The organism is Streptomyces cynarae (genome assembly GCF_025642135.1).
Classification (GTDB): Bacteria; Actinomycetota; Actinomycetes; order Streptomycetales; family Streptomycetaceae; genus Streptomyces; species Streptomyces cynarae.
Genome location: NZ_CP106794.1, coordinates 114,496 through 134,891, shown reverse-complemented (window position 1 = coordinate 134,891; position 20,396 = coordinate 114,496). Strand labels below are relative to the sequence as shown.

Below are 20,396 nucleotides of genomic sequence, written 5' to 3'. Positions count from 1 at the left end.
TCGCCGCTGACGGCAGGTCCAGCATGAGACCAATTCGTCACCGAGCACGGCCCTGCAACCCACGAATCACAAATCGGTTCACACGCTCAAGAAGGGTTACAAGACCGCTGACCACTACTCAGAGCTCGTAACACGATCATGGGCGGACCTTCTTGAGGCGTCTCCAGCAGATGAGGCCGCAGGTCAGGGAGACGAAGGCGTCGTGCAGGTCCAGGCGTCTTTCCCAACGGACGGCCAGGCGCTTGAAGTGATGCAGGAGCGAGAAAGTCTGCTCGACGACGTAGCGGAGCTTGCCGAGGTCCTTGATGTTCGGGGCGCCCTTGCGGGAGATCACCGGCAGGATGCGGCGCCTGCGCAGCTCGCGCCGGTTGGGGTTGCTGTCGTAGCCCTTGCCGCCCAGAAGTGCTTTGGGGCGCCTGCGTGGACGGCCTGGCTTCCCGGCGACGGGTGGGATGCCGTCGACCAGGGCGAGGGTCTGGGTGACGTCGTTGACGTTGGCCGCGGTGGTGATGACCTTGAATGGGGTGCCGTTACCGTCGCAGATCAGGTGGTGTTTACTGCCGGTCTTCCCGCGGTCGACCGGTGACGGGCCGGTGGCCTCGCCCCTTTTTTCGCGCGGATGTGGGAGGCGTCCACGCAGGCCCGCGTCCAGTCCAGGGCGTCGGCCGCGTGCAGCTCGGCGAGCAGCACGTGGTGCAGCTTCTCGAAGACGCCGGCCGCGTGCCACCGGCCCAGTCGGCGCCAGCAGGTCTGTCCGGAGCCGAACCCCAGCTCCAGCGGCAGCAGTTGCCAGCTGACGTCGTTGTAGAGCACGTACAGGATGCCCTGCAGGCACAGCCGGTCATCCACGGGCTTCGGACCGGGTGCTTTCTATGGCCAGGGCGGCAGCAACGGCTCGATCAACGCCCAGAGGCCATCGTCCACGATCCACGGTCGAACACTCACACTCTCCCAAACGGCCGAATCGTCACACTGGTCACGCCCGTCCCGCTGCGGCAGCGGCACGCGCATCTACAACGGCCAGGGCGATTCACCGGTGGCCGCGACGCCTTCCAAAGGAAGGCGATCGCGGTAGTACTCAGACTCCAGCCAGTCCTCCTTCACGAAGACGGGCCGCGACATCCGCACGCCACCGACCTCCTGCGATCGCAGAAGAACCCCCAGATCGGTCAGGGCGAGGGAGTCATCGGGTGTGTACAACAAGCAACTGCCGTGCTCGGCGGCGTAGTCAAGGAGCAACTGGTGTGCCTGCTCGGGATCGCGGCCAGCCAGCGCGAAGCCCGCTAGCAAGACCTGCGGACCCGTGACCGCGTCCAGAGCAATGCACGCCAACTTGCCGGCGTCGTAGAACACCTTCACCCCGTCGGCGAAGTCTTCCTGCTTGTAGGGGCCGCCCACCTGTTTCTGCGGCTCAGAGGCCCGGAGCGCGTCGGCGACCTCGGCCGGGCTCATCCCGAACCGCAGTGGCCCCAGCCCGGCTCCGGGCAGCAACTCCCAGTGCTCCCGTCCGTCGCTCGCGCTCACGTGATCCGCCCCTTCAAGTGACCATCCCCTGTGGCCCGGCATCGCGTGCGAGACCAGCGCCCAAAGTGCCACCTGAACTGCCCGAGCGCCAACCGAAGCGCCCGGGCACACCGCGTACCTCAGCAAGATCGTGTTACGAGTTCTCAGGTGACTGGACGGACCACTACCTAACGGGAGGCAAGGACTTGGCGCTGGCCAATTGCACCCAGATTCCCACAGCAATCGATACCTGGCCGAGAAGGTACGCGATCTGCGCGGATAGGCCTCGCAATTGATAGACCGAAAGTAGCAAACCGAAGCGAGTCGGCCAGAGTTGCCTCTCTTCTGTGAAGGTTGCCGAGTCCATCCACATGCTGGTGAGCGTCAGAATGGTGAGCATGAGCAAGACCGTCAGAAAGGCGTAGCCCAGGTCCGTATCAGTAATACGGCTGAGCAAGGCCCCCAAACAGACAGGGATGGCAAAGGCAGCGGTGATAGCCAATGCCCGCACAGGACCGCGACGCCCGGGAAGGAGTCGCCACAGCGCCCCCATGACGAAACCAGCACCGGCCCACGCCGCCTGATAGGTAAGGAGATTTGCCAGGATTTCCGGAAACCCGATAGGGTCATGAAGCGTGAGAATCCAACTTTGGTAATCCTTGAGGTGGGTGAGCCAGACGAGAGCAGCACTCGCTGGAATTCCGAAGTAAAATGCCAGGCGCCCTGCGTGCCGCGCATTGTCCCACCAGTGGTCTTCTGGACCCCAAGCAAGGGCGACGTCCAGCACAGAGTCTTGGTCAGGTGGATGGCCCTCGCCGCATCCGGCAATCAACCACTCATGGAGCTCATGTAGTTTAGTCTCCAACTGCTCCCGTGTGACACCCTCGATACGCCCATGATCCACCAAGTACAACTGGTGCTGCAAACTGCGGTACTGGTGCGCTTTTTTCAGGAGCTCATGTCGACCCCATTTGGAGCCGAGTCTGCGCACAGGGAAAGAAGGCTGAGTCCCCATACCGTCATTGGAGACTCGGAAACCTAGCACTGACCATCGCCGCCCTAGGGTAACAACCGCGCACAGCGAGGCAATATTTAGGGGGAGCCAGACACCATAGAGTGCGATGGATCCCGCGAACGGGACATTCCGAAGCCCAACGACGAAGGCAAATACGGCGGCTGTCAGCAGACCCTCGGCTTTCCCATCCGGCCACAAGGCGTATTCCACTCCACCGGTCCGACTCCGCTGGGCCTCCACGCGCAGAAAGGCGATGAGGGCAATCCCTGTGAGCACCCAAGTGTAGGCGTAAAGCCAAGTGAGGCCAGTAAATGGGAACATCACAAGAAATTTGCTAATGTTGATATCGCGGGAATTGGAACTAGTTTGGTCGAGGAGCCACGTGACGCGTCTCCACTGATGTTCATTGGCCCACCAGAAGCAAGAAAACATGGCCCCGGCAACCACAGCGAGCAGGACTCCGACAAGTGCCACCCACCGGGCCGGCGTATGGTTCCACTTACTGGTCCAGGAACTGCGTACCAGCCCCCCTTCCAGCGCGAAACGCCAACCCCATGCTGCCATCGCGGCCAGCCAAAGCCACAGCGTTGCAAGCCCCAACAGCGTGAGCCCGACTGCCCGGGAGACGGTCAGCGGCGCTTCCGGCTTGAGTTCGGCCTGCAGGCCGAACAAGTGGGGGGCCAGCACAACAAGCAAGCCGATCACGGCCACCGCTGAAACAGTCGCGATGATGACGCGAGCCTGTCTGCTTCGAACATCCCTATGGTTGGTGTCAGTGCCAGCGCCGGGGCTGGCGGGCTCGTCAACTCCTGCCTTGGTGTTGGCGGACGTGCCAGCCCCGGTGTGGGGGTCGGGGTCCACTACGACCTGACACCAAGGACGAGCGACGAGGGCCAGGGTCACGGCTGCCGCGATACTGATCAGGGCGCGCCACGATGACGGAACCGAGATGACTGGATGCGAAATTAACAGAAGTACGGCGAGGGCCACTGCTGTACTAAGCCCTGACCAATGGAAAAGTGCTTTCCCGGAGCTTTCGTGGCACCTTTTATTTGCCCCGCTAACCTGAAACGTCGATACCTGAACGTCGCGCTCGTTCTGGCCTGATTGGTCAGAAAGCGCCTTCCGTCTCAGACGGAGGGCGGCTAGTGCGATTACCGCCGAGGCGCACACCCACCATGAGGCGACACCGACTGTGCTCCAGAAGGACTGCTCCGTATGCAGGGCCAAAGTGCGCTGCCAGGGTGGATCCACGTCGACCTCGACGTTCTGCGGTGGCTGCGCTGCCCATACCAAACTGTTCTTGCTGGCAGAAACTGCAGGCCGCTTAATATTTCCCGTATTGAGACCGCCTAGCTTGACCTCAATGTGCTCCCACCGTGCTTTCTCTAGGGTTTTCGGTGGCCGTAGGTAAACTTTCCACTTATCACTCTCCTTGGCGTTGATTTCCCATGGGCCAATCTGGACGATGCTTGCAGTCTTCACCCAGGCGAGTGCATCATATCGCACAGTAACCAAGTTATCTTTAGCGGTTACCTGCGGGTTACGAAAGCGCCACTCGGCGTTGCGTGGATTCTTTTGTAGATTCCCGTCTATATTTTCACCCTCGCGCAATAGGCAACGCATCGCGGTCCGATACTTAGAGGATTCACTGCCGAGCATTAGGTCTTTCGCTAGAGGCCATGCCGTTTCAGGTACTTTGATCGTCATTTTTGACTGCACCTGCACATGGGTCCGGGCGTGCTGATTAAAATCAATCTCGGCATTGGCGACGCGGGCACTGAGCTGGTTCGTCATGCATGGATCAGGAGCACCGTTCTGCGCCTCCGCGGAAGAATATCCCCGACACGCAATTGCCAGGATCACTAGAGGTGCCAACCGCCACCATCGGATGTCGGCGAATGCGCCGGAACCACTCCCTCGATGCACGTGCACAGCGTCCTCTTCCGCACAGCATGGTCCGTAAATTCTTGCCTCCCCGCTGAGCTTAGATAGAGGGTCCGCCGTGTCATGCACAGACACGGCAGGAGACCTGGAGCTCACCCAATCGGCTGCAGATCCCCTGCAGGGAATCCGTGAATGGCTGACGATGAGTCCAATGACTGTCAGCCAGATCTGGGAGAAGCTATGACCGGACCAAAGAGGTCCGCCCCCAAGAATCCGCTTCCCCGCTTGGAGGAAGCCAAAGGGTTGAGTCCTGAGGATGCGGAGTTTGTCCGTGACCTAGTGGCAGTGCTGAAGAAACACGGAAACCTTGACCGCTTCGGTCTGTGCCTTCTTCACGACCACTTCCCGCTCGCCCCGGATGAAGTCCTAGTCGAGACCAACGATCCCAGCACCCGTACACTGCACATTCACGTTGAAAAGGTCGACCGCACACCGCACACGAAGGCCTCACAATGGCGGTTCGTATCCCATGCCGACCATGAGTCCGGCGCAGAGAACGACCCCTACCAAGTGATCTTGCTGTGCGACCCGCTCGACTTGTGCCCGGGGCGTGGGAACCGGCAGGCCGGGTAAACGGCGGACATCGGAGCCGAGTGCCGCGAGCCTGCTCACGCCGAGCGCTGGGGAATCGGCAAGCGGGCGACGATGATGAACGGCCTCGCCGACTCCGTCACCAAGAACGCCCACAACAAGCAGGGCGCCCCGCAACGGCCACCGGCCCGCTGAGCCGCTCCACGCATGCCGGCAACCCTCGGGAATGGGCGAGATGCAACTCGCGGTGGCTTGCAGGCGATGGAGTACCGCGAACGACATGCTGGAGACGGCCATCGTCCTGGAAGGCGGCTGAACTGCGCACCGACGCATTCACCGTCACCAGCGATCTGGCGTCGCACGACCCGCGGCACTGCACGAGCCAGACCGGCAGCACAACACCCTCGGCACTCCAGGACGGCTGCACCGAGGCACAACGCGACGCGGCACGCGCCTACGCGCGCCGGGAATGGCGGGCCCAGGACCGGCGACGGCCGGGGCCATCGGACCGCGGTTGACCGCGGCCGCGAGCTCCAGGGCATCGTCGATCCGCCTGCGGGTGCCGGCGACCTGGTAGAGATGCCCCTCATTGACCAGGGTCAGGACGTCGGCGCCCCGCGCCGGGGGATCGAGCGGGATGGCCCGCGCATGTCCGGCGACCCAGATGTGGGGGAGGGGCGCCACACCTCCGCGGTCCCGGCGCAGGAACTGGGAGCGAGCGGTCATCCGCTCCAGCATCTGCCGGGCCTGTTCGGCGGCGCTGAAGGCGTCCAGTGCCGTGAACCGGTAGACGAACCCGCCGCCGGGCCGGACGCCAGCCGTGTCGTGGCCGTGTTCGCGCAACCAGGCGATGACCTTGCCCTTGTCGTACCAATGCTCCAGCGGCTCGGCGAGCTGCCGCTGGGGCACCTTCTCCAGCGCCACCAGCACCTCGTACGACCGGGTCGGCGTCAGCGCAAGCGCAGCAGCGCTGTCCGCTATATCCGCCGTGGTGGCCCGCGCATCGTAGAGATCTTTCGCCCAGGCCTTGAGGTGGCTGGCACTGTAGCCAAGATCAAGGAGATGGGAGGCCACCGTGCGGGAGAACCGCTCTGGCTTGACCCGCTCGTCGACCGGCACGTTGACCGCCGCAGCCCACCGCTCCAGATACCCGGACCGCACGTGCCCGATGATCTCCTTGAGCCGACGGCGCTCAGGGCTTGGATCCGGCAGCGAGTTCTTCAGCAACCCGGTGAGTTCCCTGCGCAGGTCCCGGTCTCCGAGCCCCCGGTCGGGGCCGATCAGAGCATTGAGCTGGATGCGCTGCCAGTCGCACGCGGCCTGCGACAGCACCCCGTGAGCCTGCCAGTAGCCGGCCTCCCACAGTTCCTCGAGGGCCAGCACCGAACCTATGTCCCATAGACGGCGCGCCCAGGGCGTGCCTTCGTCGGTGAAGAAGTCCGACATGCGGGCGAGACACGTGCCGGGCGTAGGGATCCGATGCAGGAGGAGCCGTGACCATCGCAGCACACTAGCCGAGCGGGGGATCATCAACCGCTGGCCGGGCAGGTCCGTGCTACTCTGATCACAGACTTAAAGGGGCACCCGCCGTCTAACGGCCGCTGCCCCTTTCTTCTTGCCTAAAGGCGTTCGGCCGGGGCCGGGCCCGCTGGCGTCGCTCGCGTGGACGAGACCGGACCCCAGGCGCAACCCTCCGAGCCGGACGAGTACGCCCGCGTCGAAGTGGCCGCCAGCGCCCCGTTCCTCACGTCCGCGACTGCGCCCCGCAGCTGGCCAGTGTCTTCGCCACCCAGGAGACGTCCGTGGCCGACCCCAGCAGGGGATCATGGCCTGACCCCGCGCCCATGGGGCAGCCGCGACCTAAACGAGGTCGAGCAGCACGGTCACGGTGAGTGATCGAGCTTTTCGCTCGGAAGCTGCGATGTCGCCCGACCTGGGGCGTTTCAGTTGGACTAGAACCGCTCTCGCATACACAGCCACGCAGACGCCAACCCATCTGCAATCCTTCCCTTCGGTCGTCGATGAGTTTCGGTGTACCGGACGGTCCAAGTCGGCACACCGAAACGAATGGAGAGTCCGATGGGCACGACGCGCTTGCATCCGATGACTCACATCGCCCGGCGCATGTTCGAGCTCCTGGAGCCGATCTGCTTGGTCACCTTCCTCGCCGACGAGTGCAATGAGGAGCTGGCCGCACTCGGCCACCGCACTTACTGGGACGGCTACTTCGCCAGCCGTGCCGCACCACTGGGACGGGTGCCGGCCCAGGTCGTGCACGCGGCCTTCTACAACTTCGCCGACGGGGAAGCCGCACGGCACATCCCCAGCGCCTGGGAGACGATCCCGCCCGAGGCCTCCGTCGCCGCGCGGGAGCGGGGCAGCGCGGCCTCCCTCCGGCGCATCCTCGGCGACGAACTGGCCGACTCCCCGGGCCTGGTGCGCGCCGCCGACCTGACCACCAAGGCCGCCACGGGCGCCCCCACCGAAGGCCGGGTGATGTACGCCGGCATGCGCACCCTTGCGGTGCCCAGCGACCCCGTCGCCCGGCTGTGGCATTCCGCGACCATGCTGCGCGAGCACCGCGGCGACGGGCACATCGCCGCTCTCGTAGGCTCGCGCATCGGCGGCACGGAGGCCCACGTACTCTCCGCGCTGGAACAGGGCATCCACCCCCCAGAGTCGTTCGGACGCATCCATCACCTGCCGAAAAAACGCCTGGCCGCGGTCATGGACGGCCTGCGCGAACGCGGACTCATCGACAATGACGGCCACTTCACCGACGCCGGCCGCGCGACCAAACAACGCATCGAAACCCTTACCGACGAACTCGCCACCCCGCCCTACGAAGCCCTGTCCCCCGCCGAACTCGACGAACTGATCACTGAACTCGAACCCATCACCGCGACCCTGGTGGCCACGGGCTCGCAGTGACACGCGCCGTACGACGGCAGCCCGCGCTCTGTAGCACACCCTCCCGCTGAGGCGGGGGAGGGCTGCCCTTCCCGAATCGGTCCAGGGTGGGCATTCGAGGGTCCAGCCCGCCGCGGCGACGCTGGCAGACACTCCTGGCGGCGGCCCCTCCGCTCATCTCTCCCCCTCGGAGGCCCGGTCCGGCTACCGTGGGGGCATGGCCAGGGAAATCCGCATCGAGATCGATGACGAGCAGTGGGAGCAGCTGGAGCGTGAGGCGCACCAGCAGCACGAGGATCCGGGTGTGTACGCCGGACGCGTCCTGGCCGCCGGCCTGAACAAGGCGCGGTTCCTGGAGGGCTGCGCCCAGTTCCTGGCCACACCCGGGATGCGCGAGGAGTTCGCCCGCCGGTTCGGCCCGCAGCCCGGGCCCAGCGCGACCGCTGCGTGAGGGCGGACCGCTCACAGTGGACCTGACAATTGATCTTGCGTGGCTGCTGGAGCTTGCCCGCACCCAGCTCGGCGACCCGGACGTGACGGACTGGGGAGCGCTGGAGGCCGCCCGGGCCCGGCACTGCTTCCGCGTGATGGACGACCTCGTCTACGACCAGCCCCACCACCGCGCTGCCGCCCTGTTTCACTCGCTGTGCCGTGTCCCAGCGCTGGAGCACAGCAACGCCTTGTTCGGTGTCACGGTCGCGGCCGGCTATCTGCACGCCAGTGGCCAGCCGGCACGGTTCACCGCCAAGGAGGCCGCCGACCTGGCCGAGCAGGTGACGGCCGGGGACGTGGACATAGGGGCCCTGGCCGACACGCTCAAGGAGTGGACTGAGCGGGCCTGAGCCAGGCGCTGTCGAGCGAGGAGATCATCGCCCCAGGGCGGGCGGTCATACCGCTGGCTCGGGCAGTTGGCCCGGCTTGGTCTCGACGATCTGTATGTCGCTGCATCCAGCGTCTTCGAGGTCCCGCTTGCGTCTGTCGGCGCTCGGCTTGTCGTAGGCGACGGCGGAGGAGCGCGGGATGCCGTCCGGGTCGGTCCAGGCGAGCGCGAAGTTCTGCATCGTGATCGTCATGCAGTCATCATCGCCGTCGGCACTGACAATGCCCGCTTTCGTCCTCCCCCGTGACGGCGCCGACCGCGGCCATAACGACCAGGAGCCCTTAGGAGATCATCTCCAGAGGGCTCGTGGAGGGGGTCAGTCGAGCAGGCGTAGCAGCGCGGCCGCCATGGCGATCGTCGTTTCTGCCTCGGTGCGGCTGTACTTGAACGTCTTGGTGACGGCGTCCTTGTGCAGCGCGCCGCTTGCCTGGTCCTCGAGGGCGGCCCGGATCCACGCCCAGCGTTCGTCCTGGGTGCGCTCGCGGGACGGTTTGTTGCCGGGCCAGAGCCAGCCGCTGTTCAGCCTGATGTATTCCAGCGTGCGGCGCGCTTCGAGCATGGCGCCGTCGACGTCGTCGTCCCGCAGGCGGCGCTGTGCCTCTTGCAGGTAGCGGACGGCCTCTTGACGCTCGTCGTCGCCCGCGGGGAAGGGCACGGACATCTCGACGGCGAGGGACGGACCGAGGCCCTCGATCTGCTGGCGCCAGCGGCTCTCGGCGACGGCGATGTACAGCGTCGCCGAACTGCCCGGGTAGGAGGTCGCCTGGGGCAGGGTGGCTCGGACATCGAGCTCCAGGCGCAGGTCGCCGAAGCGGTGTTCGTCCAGGGCCCGCACCTGCGCGCTGGTGAGCATGTAGCGCAGCTCCGGGCGCTCGACGGAGTTAGGGCGGAACGCGACGGTGGCCGTGGCGGTGCCGAGCATGCCCCGTGGTCCGTTGGCGAACGGCGCATACAAGGTGGTGTCCAGGACCAGGACGCGCCCGGCCTCGGCGGCGGCCGAGGTTTTCACCTCCAGTTGCAGGCGCAGGCTGTGGGCCCCGAGTTCCTTGACGAGCATCAAGCCGTTGTCCCGGGGGCCGATGGCCATGGTCCCGACGGGCGCGTCGAAACGCAGTTCGTCCATCGTGCGGCGCCTTCCTGGTGGTTCGTGTGCTGCGCCGATTGTGGTGCCTAAGTCCGGCACCGCGCCCGGGATTTAGGCTTCGGGCTCCCCGGCTCTGCCCTCAGCGAGGCTGGCCAGACCCACGCGCACGCGAAGCGGCGCTTAAGCTCCGTCCGGTGGAGACGTTCTGGATCATCGCGGCGGCGGTCCTGTGGGGCGCTGGCGCGGGCCTGCTCATACCGCGCGCCGCGTACCGGCTCTCCGTGCCTCCTGGGGAAGCCTGGCGGACAGCGTGTCCTGCAGGGCATCAGCTCGCCGGGCTTGGGGACGGATGGCTGGGGCGGGCCCGCTGCCCCGACGGCGACTCGTACGGTCCGAGCTCGCCTGTCCTCGCTGCCGTGTCAGCCGTGGCCTGCATCGTTCTGGCGGCCGCCGTCGGTGCGCGCCCCGAGCTGGTGGTGTGGCTGCTGCTTGTCCCGGTCGGCGTGCTGCTCGCCGTCGTCGACTTCGCGGTGCACCGGCTGCCGGACATCGTCACCGTGCCGTTCGCGGTGATCGCTCTCGTCCTGCTCGGCGGTGCCACGCTGCTGCCCGGTGCCAGCGGCAGCTGGATGACCGCGCTGCTCGGCTCCCTCACGCTCGGCGTCTGCTACCTGCTGCTGTTCCTGATCAACCCCAAGGGCTTCGGCTTCGGCGATGTGAAACTCGCCCCGGCGCTCGGCGCCGTCCTGGGCTGGTACGGCTGGGGGATCCTGCTGATCGGCACCTTCGCCGGATACCTGTTCGGTGCGCTGTACGGCGTCGGCCTCATCCTCGCGCGCCGCGCCGACCGCAAGACGGCGATCCCGTTCGGCCCGTTCCTCATGGCCGGAGCATTCGCCGGGATCCTCCTGGGCTCCTTGTAAGTCCCAGATTCTGATGACCCTTTGGTGACGCTGTCCCCTCTCTCGCCCAGGGGACACGGGAGCTCGACTCTCACCGTGCCTGCTCAACGGGGCAGTCGGAGCGATCAATCAGGAGGTGGGGAGTCCCGCAAGCCGGTCGTAGGCGGGATCGCCGGGGAAGGCGACGGACTCGATGTGCTGCGGCGGGATCGCGTTGCGGTACAGGATGTCGGCGTTGGCTGGGGCATAGCCGATGGCCTTGCCGACGAAGGTGTGCACCACCGACTTGAAGACGAGGTGCCTGCCAGGACTAGCGAGGTCAACGTAGGCGGTGACCAGCGTGGGCCGTCCCAGGGAACGCAGCCTCTGAGCAACGCCGGCATGGTCGTCGCAGTGCCGCCAGTAGATCGCCTCGCCACCCCAGAAGGACAGCAGCCTCCACACCCCGTTGATGTCGTGCGAGGTGGCCTCGGCGGAGAGCGTCAGGCAGACCTGATCCTCTCGATTGCCCAACCTCTGCCTCCCCGGGACGACCATGCTCTGTGAACGCAGTACCTCCCGCTCAGCGGCGGTCAGATAGCCCCGCTCATGGGCCTGGTTCAGGCGATCATCGACCAGAGTGACGTCCAGGGGGCGCAGGCCATGAGCGCGAATCGCATCGGCCTCGTGGTCGAGCAGCCTGGTGCAGTGCTGCGCCCGCAGAAGGTGGCCACGGAGCAGGTCTAGGACCTGCACCTCCCTGTCCCCCAGCACCAGATCGACGTACAGCTCCGGCTCTTCCAGATCGGTTTTGTCGGCGATGCTGTAGATGAGATCCGCCAACGGCCGGGGCCAGGTGACGGGATTGTCTACATCCACGACAGGCCGATTGTCGACAGCGTGCACCAGCGTCATGGCGGGTCAGTATTCCACCACCAAGCCCACGGACTCCGGACCGGAAAAGACACCCGAGACTGGACGAGGAGCGGGGCCAGCGCATGGACACCGCAACTACGGCCCGGGCAAGCCGACCTCAAGCGCCAGAAGAATCCGGAACCCGCACGCCCACGCTTGTGAACCTAGGCGGCAGCGAGTTGGAGGAGCTCCGGAACGCCCTGGGCTTTGGCGTAGGGCTGGAAGCGGGGGAGCAGGGCCTCGACGAGGCGCACACAGCGGGGCGCTCCGATGCGGCGGGCCAGGAGCAGGGACTTGGTAGCGGCGGCTGCGGCCGGCTCGGGTTCCTTCAGATCGAGGTAGCTCGCGGCACGGTAGGCGAGGAACACGCCCCTCGTCTTGTCCCGGGCGGGCGGCAGCAGGCGTTCGCCTTCGCTGATGAGCTGGTGGGCGCAGCCGATGTCGCCGAGGTCCAGGAGAGCCTGGCCGGAGTCGACGGCGAGGTCGGCTTCGGACACCCAGGCGCACCAGGCGGGCCGGTCGGCGCCGGCGTCGCTGAGGTGTTGCTCGGCTGCGGTGAGGGCGCGCAGTACGGCGCAGCGTTCGCTGCGGCCGCCGCGAGCGGCGAGGGTGCGGGCGAGGCGCAGCTGGAGCAGGCACCGGGCGGCGGGGTTCTGGGCGCGGGTCAGGGCGCAGTTGAGGATGTTGGCTGCGGTGGTGTGGTCGCGGCGCCAGGCGGCCTGGTAGGCGAGGTCGCCCAGGAGGCCGGCGCCCATGTCGTGGTCACCGGCCGCGTAGGCGTTGTGCAGGCCGGCGATCCAGCTCTGGCTGGCGTGGGTGTGACGCCGCAGGTCGAAGGAGTGCCAGGCGACGGTCTGGGAGAGGGAGGCCGCCAGGGTGTGCAGGCGCAAGCCCAGGGCGGGCGTATAGCGGCCGTGTTCCCCGACAGCGACGGCTCCGAGTTCACCGGCCCGGGCGACTTCGTCCGGGCGGCCGCCGACCTGCTGGCCCTCGCCGAGGAGGTGATGCGCCGCGCCGCCGTCTACGAGCGGGAACGCGGCAGCAGCTGGGAGGAGATCGGCGACGCCCTGGGCATCACCAAGCAGTCCGCGCACAAGCGGTTCGCCGGCGCGGTCGAGACCTGGCGGGCCCCCTTCGACCGGCCCGCCGCTCTGCTGCCCGACGGCACCCCCGACGACGACCGCATCCCCTACGGCGTCCGCTACGCCCCGGGCGTGCCCAGGCCGGAGTACGGCACCGCCGAGGACGAGGCCCAGCGGCTGGAGCGGTGGCTGCTGCAGCGCACCGGCCCCGGCGACCACTGGTATGGCGACGAGCACCCGGTGACCGGCGGCCTGCCCCGGCACACCACCACCTCCATGCTGGTGCTCACCGACCGGGTCAGCCACCGGCTGATCCGGGACCAGCTGGTGCCCGACCCGCAGGCCCAGGCCGACGTCTGCGAACGCCGGGTGGCGCTGTACGAACGGCTGATCCGCGAGGGCGACGCCCCGCCCCAGGCCACCCAGTGGATCGCCGAGGACCGCGCCCGCGCCGCCGCCCTGCGCGCCACCCCCGGCAACGGCGTCCCCTGGCAGGCCATGACCGACCCCGACCACCCTGCCAGCACCGCCGAGCAGGCGGCGGAGGCCCCGTAAACCGGGGGTGGCTCAGAACGGGACGTTGATGGAGAAGGTGTCGGGCCGTCCTTGCCGTGCCGTGACCTCGGATGCCCTCTTCTTGATGTCGTCGCGATTGGTGTCGTAGATCAAGGACAGGGCGTCGTCCATGAACTCGACTCCCTCCAGGACGTCAGGGATGAGGAGGACATCCTCGTGGGTGCCTACGTTCCCGATCCACTTGACGGCCAGGAGCAGTTCAGCGGCGTCCGCCTGCTGCGGCAGCGCCGTCTCGAAAATCGCGATCCGGTTGTCGAGGCTAAGCCTCACCGGCTTCGTGCGGCCGGGCTTCATACGGATGACTCCCCGGTCGTCCATCAGGGCCTCCACCGCCGCCCGAATCCTGTTCGCGGCGGCGTTGGGGTCGAGCCAAAGGATCTTGGCTGCGGCGTCCACTCGCTCCCCGACCTCTGGCGGGCAGAGCTCTCGGCTTTCGAGCAGGGGCAGTGCCGGGTAGAACATGGTCGGCGCCAGGTGCGTTTCGTACGGAGTGGTGTCACCCTGGCCTGTCCAGCGGACGGTCATCTCGCCTATGACGCGCACGTGGTCGCAGGTCTTTTTCCTGCATGTGAGCATGCAGTGGAAGCCGCCCTGAATCCACTCGGGTTCCCACACCTCATGGTCACGCAAGGACTTACTGGTGACCGACTCCTCCATCTCGAACGAGTCGCGGACTGGGAGCAACGCTCCTCGCGTGCACGTAGGGCAGGGGATGTGGGGCCAGTCGTCCGGGTTATCGGGGAAACCCTTCGCGATCTCCCTTAGGTCCTTAATCAAGAGGTTTGCCATGAGGGGCCATCTTGCCAGCGATAACGACCTAGGGATGAGGGTTTTCGGCGGCCGGACCGCGCTCGGGTCTCGACGGGCCCGCTCCTCCGCTCTGCGGGCCGCGGTGCAGCCCCTCGAAGGGATAGAACCCGACGTGTCCGTGCCCGCGATCCGAAGCAGGTCGAAGGCGACGAAGTGTGCCGGCCACTGCTCGGCCAGCCGGGTCGCGCCCTCGCCGCGGCGCTGCAACCGGCCCTGCAACCGCTCGAAGGCGAGACGGCCCGCGGCATCCTTACGACCAGCTCCCCGTCGAGGGCCGTCGTGTCGGGGAGCTGCGCGGCGCCGTAGTGCATCTCGGGGAAGAACGGTTCGAGGTCGGTGCCCTTGCGGGAGCGCAGCACCAGGCGGTGAGCGTCCCACGACACCAGTGCCCGCCAGCTGGACGTCAACCGGCGAGTCCGCGCCGACATCGCCACCCGGTCGCTGCGCTGCCTCGTCCACGCCGATGCCGAGGGAGACGACGTCGTGCCGCACCTGTGGGACGCAGCCGAGCGGATTTCCCTGCCCGACCACACGATCGCGGAGAAGACCGACAGCCAGGCCGCCCGCCTACGCAAAGGCGCACGCGGTGGGCGGCCACCCGGCTTCGACGAGGACCGCTACAAGAAGCGCAACACCGTTGAACGGGCTATCAACAAACTCAAGAACCACCGGGCCGTGGCCACTCGATACGACAAGTGCGGGTACGTGTTCCACTGAGGTCCGGCGCCGACCGCTGCCGTTCGTGCTTGTTGGTGTCAGCCGCTGGTGTCAGCCGCCGCATGTGGTCTTGACAAGAGCCGCCCACCGCCGAGCACTCGGACCGCCTCACGACGCCCCGCCAAAGCCTCGTCCGCCCGCCACCGAGAGCCTCGGACGACCCAAGGACGGGCCCAACGACTCAGTACCGGAAGCGTGCGGTATCGCCGTTGATCCGCAGCAGGAAGTCTCTGATGATCTCGCCCCCACTCTCGGGCACCAATTCGAGGCCAAGCGCGTAGATCGCCTCGTCAGCCTCGATGGCCGCGTCCTGGTCCTTCCGCTCCCATGCAGCCCGCGATGCGTCAATGAACGGCTTGAGACCCAGCCAGCCATCTGAGGGTTCGAACCGGCAATCGGTCCAGAACATATCGACGGCTTCGAGTGTCAGGACGCCGACGACTTCATGACCTCGACGCAACTGCCAGACCTGGTCTTCCATCACGGCCCCCTTCATGGAGGTTGCACCGTATCGCGGCCGTGGCCTAGATCCAGGAGAGCCTGGAGCACCTGGAGCGTCGGCTGGTCCGCGAGGGCACGTGGGACGACTGGACCATCCCGCAGCACATGCCAGAGGCGGTGAAGCTCCTACAGGCGTCCGTCCAGCAGCTATGGAGCCTGACCGATTTGCTGCCGACGGACCCGTGGCCGGTGCGCCTGACCGTCGACACCAACGCGTTGATCGACAATCCCGATCTCGCCGCCTACACCGGGCAGATCGGTCCGCGCTACATGGCGCACCTGCTGCCGGTCGTGCTGCGCGAGCTCGGTGAGAAAAAGCGAGCCGGCCGGACCGACGTCCTGCGCGAGGCGGCCAAGAAGGCCGACCGGCGTCTGAAGGGGCTGCGCAACAACGGTGACGTCACCCTCGGCGTCCGGGTCGCCGGCGACGTCCACGCCGTCTTCGAGTACATCGAACCCAAGCTTGACGCGCTGCCCGACTGGCTCGACCTGGATGTCCCGGACGACCGATTCATCGCCTCGACCCTGCTCCTGCAGTCCCAGCACCCCGGTTCCGCGTGGTACGTCGCCACCAGTGACATCAACCTCCAGACCAAACTTGCACGCCGTCGCGCTGCCGTTCATCGAACCCTGACCCCTACAGATCACCATCCGGAAGGGTGTGAGGCATTGAGCCTCACACCCCATATCCCCAGGTGACGGGGAGCCCTGTGAAGTCTGTGAGGGTGTGAGACGGAGCTCGCGCCTAGGCTTTCTGTCCTCTGACAGGTGATCTTGACCGTTTGCCAGGTGAGTTTGACCGCTGCTGGGTTCCTGTCACCCGATCTCGGCCAGCGGCCGGTGCTCGGTGAGGGGCGGTGGGATCAGTGGTTGCGGAACGGTGCCCAGGGGTCGGGGAGGGGAGCGCTCGGGTCCTCACCCTTGGTGGACAGTCCGACGTAGGCGCGTAGGGCGGGGCGGGTACCGGGGAGGCCGTACTGGGTGAACCGCTCGTGGAGGTCGGAGCCGAACGGCACGGGCTGGAAGTCCGCGGCGGTCAGCAGCTCGGCCAGGACCCTCAGCAACTCCCGGCGCCCAGGGGAGAGCTCGGCGAACACCGGTACGGTGTCCGCGGGGTCGAACAGGGCTTCCAGCAGGTTCTCGGCGCGGACCGCCAGCGGGCGGGGCACGACTCCGGTCTCCTCGATACGAGGCAGGGCGCGAACGATCTCCAGGAGGACCCCGTCCGGGTCCTCGGCGGCGCCCATCAGGTGCAGCAGGCTGCGGACGGTGTAGCTCTGCAGGTCGCCCGCGTGGTGGGCGGTGGCGGTCTCGGGGGCGGCCCGGCGCCGAAGGCCGCCAGCTCGGCGGCGATGCGCTCCGCCGGCGGCAGACCGGACGCGGTGGCCGGGTGTGCGACCAGCAAGCGGGTCAGGGCGGTGGCGGCGGCCCAGCGCGGCAAGGGGTGCTCGTGGTCGAGGTGGTGCCGGAGTCGGCCGTCCGGGTCGTGGTCGGCGATCAGCCCGACCGAGACGAGGACCGTGGCGACGCAGACTGGGTCCCGCTCGCCGTCGAGGCAGGCCAGCAATGGGAGCAGGGTGGCGTCGGCCTCCTCGGGGAACCAGCCGAGTAGGTACGCGGTTTTGGTGCGGATCTCCGGGTCCTGGTCGTCGAGCAGTTCGAGCAGGACGGGAAGCTGGGCGCGGACCGCGTCATAGGAGCGCAGTGCGCCCTCGCGGGCGTCGACGGGGTGCCCCGCCGCACAGTACGCCCGTCCCTCACACAGGTTCTTCAGCCGCTCCTCGTCGGTCTCGGCGGCGATCTGCTCGTCGTACCAGCGCAGATTCTCTTCGGGGCTGATGGCTGTGGCGCGCCACGCGGCGGTGTCGATGCCGAGCGGGAGGTCGTACTCGTCGTGCCAATCAATGGCCAGACGGGTCAGCAGCAGCAGCGCGTCGGCCCGGGCGCCGACCGGGCCCGCGACGGCGATTCGGGTGAGGAACGGCACGGCGTACGGAGAGGCCGAGTACCGGGTGCCCTGGTGGAAGATGTTGCCGAACAGGCTGCGGAAGGCGCTCTCCCGGGCCTCCTCGTCCAGCCCGCACACCGTCCGGAGCTGGCCGGGCACGTCCTCGGCGCTGCCATAGGCGTGCCCCAGGGCTGCCCAGTCGATGTCGTCCAGCCCTGCCAGGAGATCGTCGGATCGTTTCATGATCCGTATGCTCGCAGGGACCGCTGACACCGATCCCGCAGGCGAGCTGTCTCCTTGAGCCCAGCGGTCAAACTCACCTGTCAGTCGGTCAAGATCGCCTGTCAAAGGACAGCCGTGACGATCACGGAAGGTGGCTGTCACGCTGTCACGCCCAGTGGGGTGTCACGCATCCCATCCGGCTGTCACGGCGGGGTGTCACGGGGCCGGTTCGGCCCGGAAACACGGGCCCGGACCCCGATCCGGGCCTCTTGCCTGATCAGCGTGACACGGTTGGAGTCCGGTTACCGTTCGCTCCTGAACTGCCCGGTGCCACTGAACCTTGGCCGTTTGCCACTGAAGTTTGACCGGCCGGAGCGCGAGGGCGGAGGGCTTCTCATGGAGTCGCTCGGGGAAGCATCCGACCGTGGCCTACCCCGCAGACGAACCGCTTGCAGCCGATGGCCGTGGCAACTCCTTGATCTCGTTCGCGCGGGGCGGCGAGGCAGCGCCGCCGCAGGACGCCCCGCTGCCGGCGGCCCTGGTGGCCGTGTGGCGAGCCGGTCGGGTCCTCATGGTCTTCGATCGGTACCGCCAGTCCTGGGAGCTTCCAGGAGGGAGCATCGAAGAGGGCGAAACCTCCCGCCAGGCAGCAGCACGGGAGCTACTGGAGGAGAGCGGGCAGGAGCCTGACGAACAGTTGCGGTTCATCGGCTACGCGCGGTTCGTCCTCGCGCCTGACCAGCGAGAGGAATATCTGGCCCTCTACGCAGGATCCTGCGCCGAGACCCGCGCCTTCGAGCCCACCGAGGAAATCTCGGCCATCCGCTGGTGGGACCTCCTCGAACGCCTCCCAGGGTATGTGCAGCCCCTGGACGCTTACCTCGCCGCGCTCACCCGGTAGCCCAGCACCCCGACGCCGCCGCGCCATCGAGCAGTGGTCAGTGTTCAGTGGCAAACGGTCAAGGTTTGCTGTCACCGGACATGAACAGTCCGGACGACCTGTGTCATCAACCCCCTGTTTCCCCAGGTCGACACGCCTGTCTGTGTCACTGATCAGCTGATCTGTATCAGCGCCGACGGGCGACCGAGGTGGACCCAGCAGCCGCCCCAGAACCCGGGTCCCGAGACCGGTGTTTTCCCTGGTGGGCACGGAGCGCGCCGGGAGCTGGGTCCACCTGGGTCCCTGGGTCTCGCACCCTCGTACGGCCGGGTTCGTCCGGAGTGGTCCCCAGCACCCGGGGCGGCCGATACCGTTGGGGAGACGCCAGTTCTGCCTTCTGGAGCCCTCGATGAGCGAACAGCCAGCACCCGCCGACCACGCCCGGCAGCAGCTGCAGCCTGCGGCCGCCGACGGGCTGCGTGCGTACGCGGCCAAGACCCGCGCCAGCGCCGACCAGTTCGCCGCCGTCCTGGAGGACATCGCGGCCAACGGGCTGCCCTCGGTGGAGGACTGCACGCCGTGGGAGGAACTGCGCGAGGCCCACCTCGCCCGGCTCGCTGGCCAGCGCCCGGCCGTCGCCTGATGGCCCCACAACAGAACCCGCGCCGCGCACGTATCGCCTTCTCCGACTCCGCCGCCAAGCAGCTGGAGAACATCACCAGCGAGGCGGAGCTCCACGCCCTGGACCGCGCCCTGGTCGTCATCTCCGTCGACCCCGACGTCGGCGAGCCGATCCCCGGCGACACCTCCGGCCCCCAGCTGCGCCAGTACACCGACGAAGTCGAGCAGGTGCGCGTCCTGTACTTCGTCACCGCGCTGCGCACCGTGGTGGTCGTCGCGTACATCGAGGTCTAGCCGCCGAAGGAGCCCAAGGTGCCGTCCGACATCATGCAGCTCACCGCTGGCCGACAACTGACCGGGCTCCGCCAGGTCCTGGATTGGACCGCCACGGCGACCGTGCTCCGGCAGGGCCCTGGGGCTCCGGGTGAGCCGCCGGCCTGGCTCATGCTCCTGTGCCCCGCCCACTCCCAGGCCCTGCCCGGGTGGCCCGGGATCACGGCCGACGCAGACGGGCTGCGACTGTCCTGTGGGTCCGTCCTGGACTACCGGTCGGCCGAGCAGCTGCTCCAGTCGCACGCTGACCTGTGGCTGACGCCCCTGACCGGGGTGGATCCGAAGACGTACGCCGGTGTCTGGCCCGAGGTCCTGGACTAGGCCGACCGCGTGCTGGTCGCCCGGGTCGAATAAGCCGCGTCTGCTGGCGAGGACAGCCCGCTGCAGAACAACCATGGCCGTGGCCTGGTAGGCCGCAGCCAGGGGCGACCTCGGGGTGGCGGCAATCTCTCTTGGATACTGCGAGACCCTCGCTCAGCGCCTGTAGTTACTGCCCAATGTGCGGGTGGGCAGCATTCGCACGACCGTCGCCGTCGCGCGCACGTGATCCTTCCCGGCGCTGTGTGGCCGTCTGCGCCGTTCGGGCACTCCTGGGCTTCCGAGGAGGCGATCAGGAGCCTCCCAGCCGCTCACGGCTACGCAAGTTGAGGCAGTGGGCGGGAGGGGACTCCCGCCCGGGTTCGGACCAGGACTCGTAACTAGTGCCGCATCAGGCAACGTTTGCCCTGCCGGTACGGTCAGGGCATGAATGCCAGCGGCCAGCCAACCCTTGACGAGATCGAAGATCGCTTCGTTGAGCTTGTCGAGGGTCGGTTGCCCAGGGACGAGGCCGACCGCTGGGCGGCGAGGTGGGTGATGGAGGACGGAATCGTCTGGGACGACCTGTCCTGGTGGGCGCTGAACCGCCTTTACGGAATCGATCTCCCTGCGGGCGAGGGCGGCGGCTACCTGCACGATGACGAACAGGTGCGCACATGGCTCGCTGAGCTGAGGAAGCGCCGAGCGATGTGAAGCGGCCGCAGCTCCGTCCCAAGTCCCGG

General features: G+C 67.2%; 22 protein-coding genes and 2 pseudogenes. 12 read left to right on the top strand and 12 right to left on the bottom strand.

The features are described 5' to 3' along the window. Positions 1-136 precede the first annotated feature (136 nt). From N8I84_RS41640 to N8I84_RS41625, 4 genes and pseudogenes are all read right to left on the bottom strand, one after another. Positions 137-1,005, bottom strand: a pseudogene (locus N8I84_RS41640) (IS5 family transposase). 6 nt (positions 1,006-1,011) lie between these two features. After that, complete coding sequence (locus N8I84_RS41635; protein ID WP_263235197.1) at positions 1,012-1,524, bottom strand: hypothetical protein; 513 nt, start codon at positions 1,522-1,524, stop codon at positions 1,012-1,014. 163 nt (positions 1,525-1,687) lie between these two features. Beyond that, positions 1,688-4,384 carry a DUF6185 family protein gene (locus N8I84_RS41630; RefSeq protein WP_263235477.1) on the bottom strand — a complete coding sequence of 899 codons (2,697 nt, stop codon included), beginning with the start codon at positions 4,382-4,384 and terminating at the stop codon, positions 1,688-1,690. A gap of 951 nt (positions 4,385-5,335) precedes the next feature. Next, entirely contained in the window at positions 5,336-6,442 is a 1,107-nt protein-coding gene (locus N8I84_RS41625) for a hypothetical protein (RefSeq protein ID WP_263235196.1), read from the bottom strand. A 657-nt stretch (positions 6,443-7,099) separates the two neighbouring features. Here N8I84_RS41625 and N8I84_RS41620 point away from each other — a divergent pair. The 3 genes from N8I84_RS41620 to N8I84_RS41610 all read left to right on the top strand — a co-directional run bounded on the left by N8I84_RS41620 (position 7,100) and on the right by N8I84_RS41610 (position 8,748). Then, positions 7,100-7,927, top strand: a complete 828-nt coding sequence (locus tag N8I84_RS41620; RefSeq protein ID WP_263235474.1) for an SCO6745 family protein — start codon at positions 7,100-7,102, stop codon at positions 7,925-7,927. Positions 7,928-8,123: 196 nt separating this feature from the next. Next, complete coding sequence (locus N8I84_RS41615; RefSeq protein ID WP_263235195.1) at positions 8,124-8,357, top strand: hypothetical protein; 234 nt, start codon at positions 8,124-8,126, stop codon at positions 8,355-8,357. Positions 8,358-8,373: 16 nt separating this feature from the next. Beyond that, the gene (locus N8I84_RS41610) at positions 8,374-8,748 is read left to right on the top strand and encodes a fic family toxin-antitoxin system, toxin component (RefSeq protein ID WP_263235194.1); all 375 of its coding nucleotides are present in this window, start codon (positions 8,374-8,376) and stop codon (positions 8,746-8,748) included. Positions 8,749-8,793: 45 nt separating this feature from the next. Here N8I84_RS41610 and N8I84_RS41605 read toward each other — a convergent pair whose 3' ends face one another. Together N8I84_RS41605 and N8I84_RS41600 are read right to left on the bottom strand one after the other, a co-directional pair. Continuing rightward, positions 8,794-8,979, bottom strand: coding sequence for a hypothetical protein (locus tag N8I84_RS41605; RefSeq protein ID WP_263235193.1), 186 nt, complete (start codon positions 8,977-8,979; stop codon positions 8,794-8,796). A 123-nt stretch (positions 8,980-9,102) separates the two neighbouring features. Continuing rightward, positions 9,103-9,909: a hypothetical protein gene (locus tag N8I84_RS41600; protein ID WP_263235192.1), complete on the bottom strand. Its 807-nt coding sequence runs from the start codon at positions 9,907-9,909 to the stop codon at positions 9,103-9,105. A 155-nt stretch (positions 9,910-10,064) separates the two neighbouring features. Here N8I84_RS41600 and N8I84_RS41595 point away from each other — a divergent pair, with 155 nt between their 5' ends. Further along, a complete protein-coding gene (locus tag N8I84_RS41595; protein WP_263235190.1) occupies positions 10,065-10,793 on the top strand; it encodes a prepilin peptidase in 729 nt (242 codons plus the stop codon). Between the two features lie 108 nt (positions 10,794-10,901). Here N8I84_RS41595 and N8I84_RS41590 read toward each other — a convergent pair whose 3' ends face one another. Together N8I84_RS41590 and N8I84_RS41585 are read right to left on the bottom strand one after the other, a co-directional pair. After that, on the bottom strand, positions 10,902-11,666 hold the full coding sequence (locus N8I84_RS41590) for a hypothetical protein (RefSeq protein ID WP_263235188.1): 765 nt from the start codon (positions 11,664-11,666) through the stop codon (positions 10,902-10,904). Between the two features lie 164 nt (positions 11,667-11,830). Beyond that, positions 11,831-12,556, bottom strand: a complete 726-nt coding sequence (locus N8I84_RS41585; protein WP_263235186.1) for an XRE family transcriptional regulator — start codon at positions 12,554-12,556, stop codon at positions 11,831-11,833. On the opposite strand from N8I84_RS41585, the gene N8I84_RS41580 reads away from it, so the two are divergent. Continuing rightward, positions 12,545-13,303 carry a hypothetical protein gene (locus N8I84_RS41580; protein ID WP_263235185.1) on the top strand — a complete coding sequence of 253 codons (759 nt, stop codon included), beginning with the start codon at positions 12,545-12,547 and terminating at the stop codon, positions 13,301-13,303. The two genes, N8I84_RS41585 and N8I84_RS41580, sit on opposite strands and share 12 nt — an antisense overlap. Positions 13,304-13,315: 12 nt before the next feature. Here the strand turns inward: N8I84_RS41580 and N8I84_RS41575 are convergent, their stop codons facing one another. Next, on the bottom strand, positions 13,316-14,113 hold the full coding sequence (locus N8I84_RS41575) for a DUF4145 domain-containing protein (RefSeq protein WP_263235183.1): 798 nt from the start codon (positions 14,111-14,113) through the stop codon (positions 13,316-13,318). Positions 14,114-14,668: 555 nt separating this feature from the next. Between N8I84_RS41575 and N8I84_RS41570 the strand changes: the two are divergent. Further along, a pseudogene (locus tag N8I84_RS41570) lies at positions 14,669-14,851 on the top strand (IS5/IS1182 family transposase); the annotation flags it as partial. A 181-nt stretch (positions 14,852-15,032) separates the two neighbouring features. On the opposite strand, the gene N8I84_RS41565 reads toward N8I84_RS41570, so the two are convergent. Beyond that, a complete protein-coding gene (locus tag N8I84_RS41565) occupies positions 15,033-15,332 on the bottom strand; it encodes a hypothetical protein (protein WP_263235182.1) in 300 nt (99 codons plus the stop codon). Between the two features lie 209 nt (positions 15,333-15,541). Here N8I84_RS41565 and N8I84_RS41560 point away from each other — a divergent pair, with 209 nt between their 5' ends. Further along, complete coding sequence (locus N8I84_RS41560; RefSeq protein ID WP_263235180.1) at positions 15,542-16,051, top strand: PIN domain-containing protein; 510 nt, start codon at positions 15,542-15,544, stop codon at positions 16,049-16,051. Between the two features lie 164 nt (positions 16,052-16,215). On the opposite strand, the gene N8I84_RS41555 is transcribed toward N8I84_RS41560, so the two are convergent. Beyond that, positions 16,216-16,599: a hypothetical protein gene (locus N8I84_RS41555; RefSeq protein WP_263235178.1), complete on the bottom strand. Its 384-nt coding sequence runs from the start codon at positions 16,597-16,599 to the stop codon at positions 16,216-16,218. Further along, positions 16,599-17,543 (bottom strand): HEAT repeat domain-containing protein, encoded by a 945-nt coding sequence (locus tag N8I84_RS41550; protein ID WP_263235177.1) that lies wholly within the window; start codon positions 17,541-17,543, stop codon positions 16,599-16,601. Before N8I84_RS41550 ends, N8I84_RS41555 begins: the two co-directional genes overlap by 1 nt. A gap of 403 nt (positions 17,544-17,946) precedes the next feature. Here N8I84_RS41550 and N8I84_RS41545 point away from each other — a divergent pair, with 403 nt between their 5' ends. From N8I84_RS41545 to N8I84_RS41525, 5 genes are all read left to right on the top strand, one after another. Continuing rightward, positions 17,947-18,423 carry an NUDIX hydrolase gene (locus N8I84_RS41545; protein WP_390899091.1) on the top strand — a complete coding sequence of 159 codons (477 nt, stop codon included), beginning with the start codon at positions 17,947-17,949 and terminating at the stop codon, positions 18,421-18,423. A gap of 388 nt (positions 18,424-18,811) precedes the next feature. Continuing rightward, the gene (locus tag N8I84_RS41540; RefSeq protein ID WP_263235175.1) at positions 18,812-19,045 is read left to right on the top strand and encodes a hypothetical protein; all 234 of its coding nucleotides are present in this window, start codon (positions 18,812-18,814) and stop codon (positions 19,043-19,045) included. After that, on the top strand, positions 19,045-19,317 hold the full coding sequence (locus N8I84_RS41535) for a hypothetical protein (protein ID WP_263235173.1): 273 nt from the start codon (positions 19,045-19,047) through the stop codon (positions 19,315-19,317). The genes N8I84_RS41540 and N8I84_RS41535 overlap by 1 nt, the downstream gene beginning before the upstream one ends. A gap of 18 nt (positions 19,318-19,335) precedes the next feature. After that, on the top strand, positions 19,336-19,677 hold the full coding sequence (locus N8I84_RS41530) for a hypothetical protein (RefSeq protein ID WP_263235172.1): 342 nt from the start codon (positions 19,336-19,338) through the stop codon (positions 19,675-19,677). Positions 19,678-20,100: 423 nt separating this feature from the next. After that, positions 20,101-20,367: a hypothetical protein gene (locus N8I84_RS41525; RefSeq protein WP_263235170.1), complete on the top strand. Its 267-nt coding sequence runs from the start codon at positions 20,101-20,103 to the stop codon at positions 20,365-20,367. Positions 20,368-20,396: the final 29 nt, after the last annotated feature.

Bases quoted from the DNA above. Each gene is read 5' to 3' on its own strand.
- N8I84_RS41625 (WP_263235196.1), bottom strand. From the start codon at position 6,442: ATGTCGGACTTCTTCACCGACGAAGGCACGCCCTGGGCGCGCCGTCTA.
- N8I84_RS41620 (WP_263235474.1), top strand. From the start codon at position 7,100: ATGACTCACATCGCCCGGCGCATGTTCGAGCTCCTGGAGCCGATCTGC.
- N8I84_RS41615 (WP_263235195.1), top strand. From the start codon at position 8,124: ATGGCCAGGGAAATCCGCATCGAGATCGATGACGAGCAGTGGGAGCAG.
- N8I84_RS41605 (WP_263235193.1), bottom strand. From the start codon at position 8,979: ATGACGATCACGATGCAGAACTTCGCGCTCGCCTGGACCGACCCGGAC.
- N8I84_RS41600 (WP_263235192.1), bottom strand. From the start codon at position 9,909: ATGGACGAACTGCGTTTCGACGCGCCCGTCGGGACCATGGCCATCGGC.
- N8I84_RS41590 (WP_263235188.1), bottom strand. From the start codon at position 11,666: ATGACGCTGGTGCACGCTGTCGACAATCGGCCTGTCGTGGATGTAGAC.
- N8I84_RS41575 (WP_263235183.1), bottom strand. From the start codon at position 14,113: ATGGCAAACCTCTTGATTAAGGACCTAAGGGAGATCGCGAAGGGTTTC.
- N8I84_RS41565 (WP_263235182.1), bottom strand. From the start codon at position 15,332: ATGGAAGACCAGGTCTGGCAGTTGCGTCGAGGTCATGAAGTCGTCGGC.
- N8I84_RS41555 (WP_263235178.1), bottom strand. From the start codon at position 16,599: ATGGGCGCCGCCGAGGACCCGGACGGGGTCCTCCTGGAGATCGTTCGC.
- N8I84_RS41550 (WP_263235177.1), bottom strand. From the start codon at position 17,543: ATGAAACGATCCGACGATCTCCTGGCAGGGCTGGACGACATCGACTGG.
- N8I84_RS41540 (WP_263235175.1), top strand. From the start codon at position 18,812: ATGAGCGAACAGCCAGCACCCGCCGACCACGCCCGGCAGCAGCTGCAG.
- N8I84_RS41535 (WP_263235173.1), top strand. From the start codon at position 19,045: ATGGCCCCACAACAGAACCCGCGCCGCGCACGTATCGCCTTCTCCGAC.
- N8I84_RS41525 (WP_263235170.1), top strand. From the start codon at position 20,101: ATGAATGCCAGCGGCCAGCCAACCCTTGACGAGATCGAAGATCGCTTC.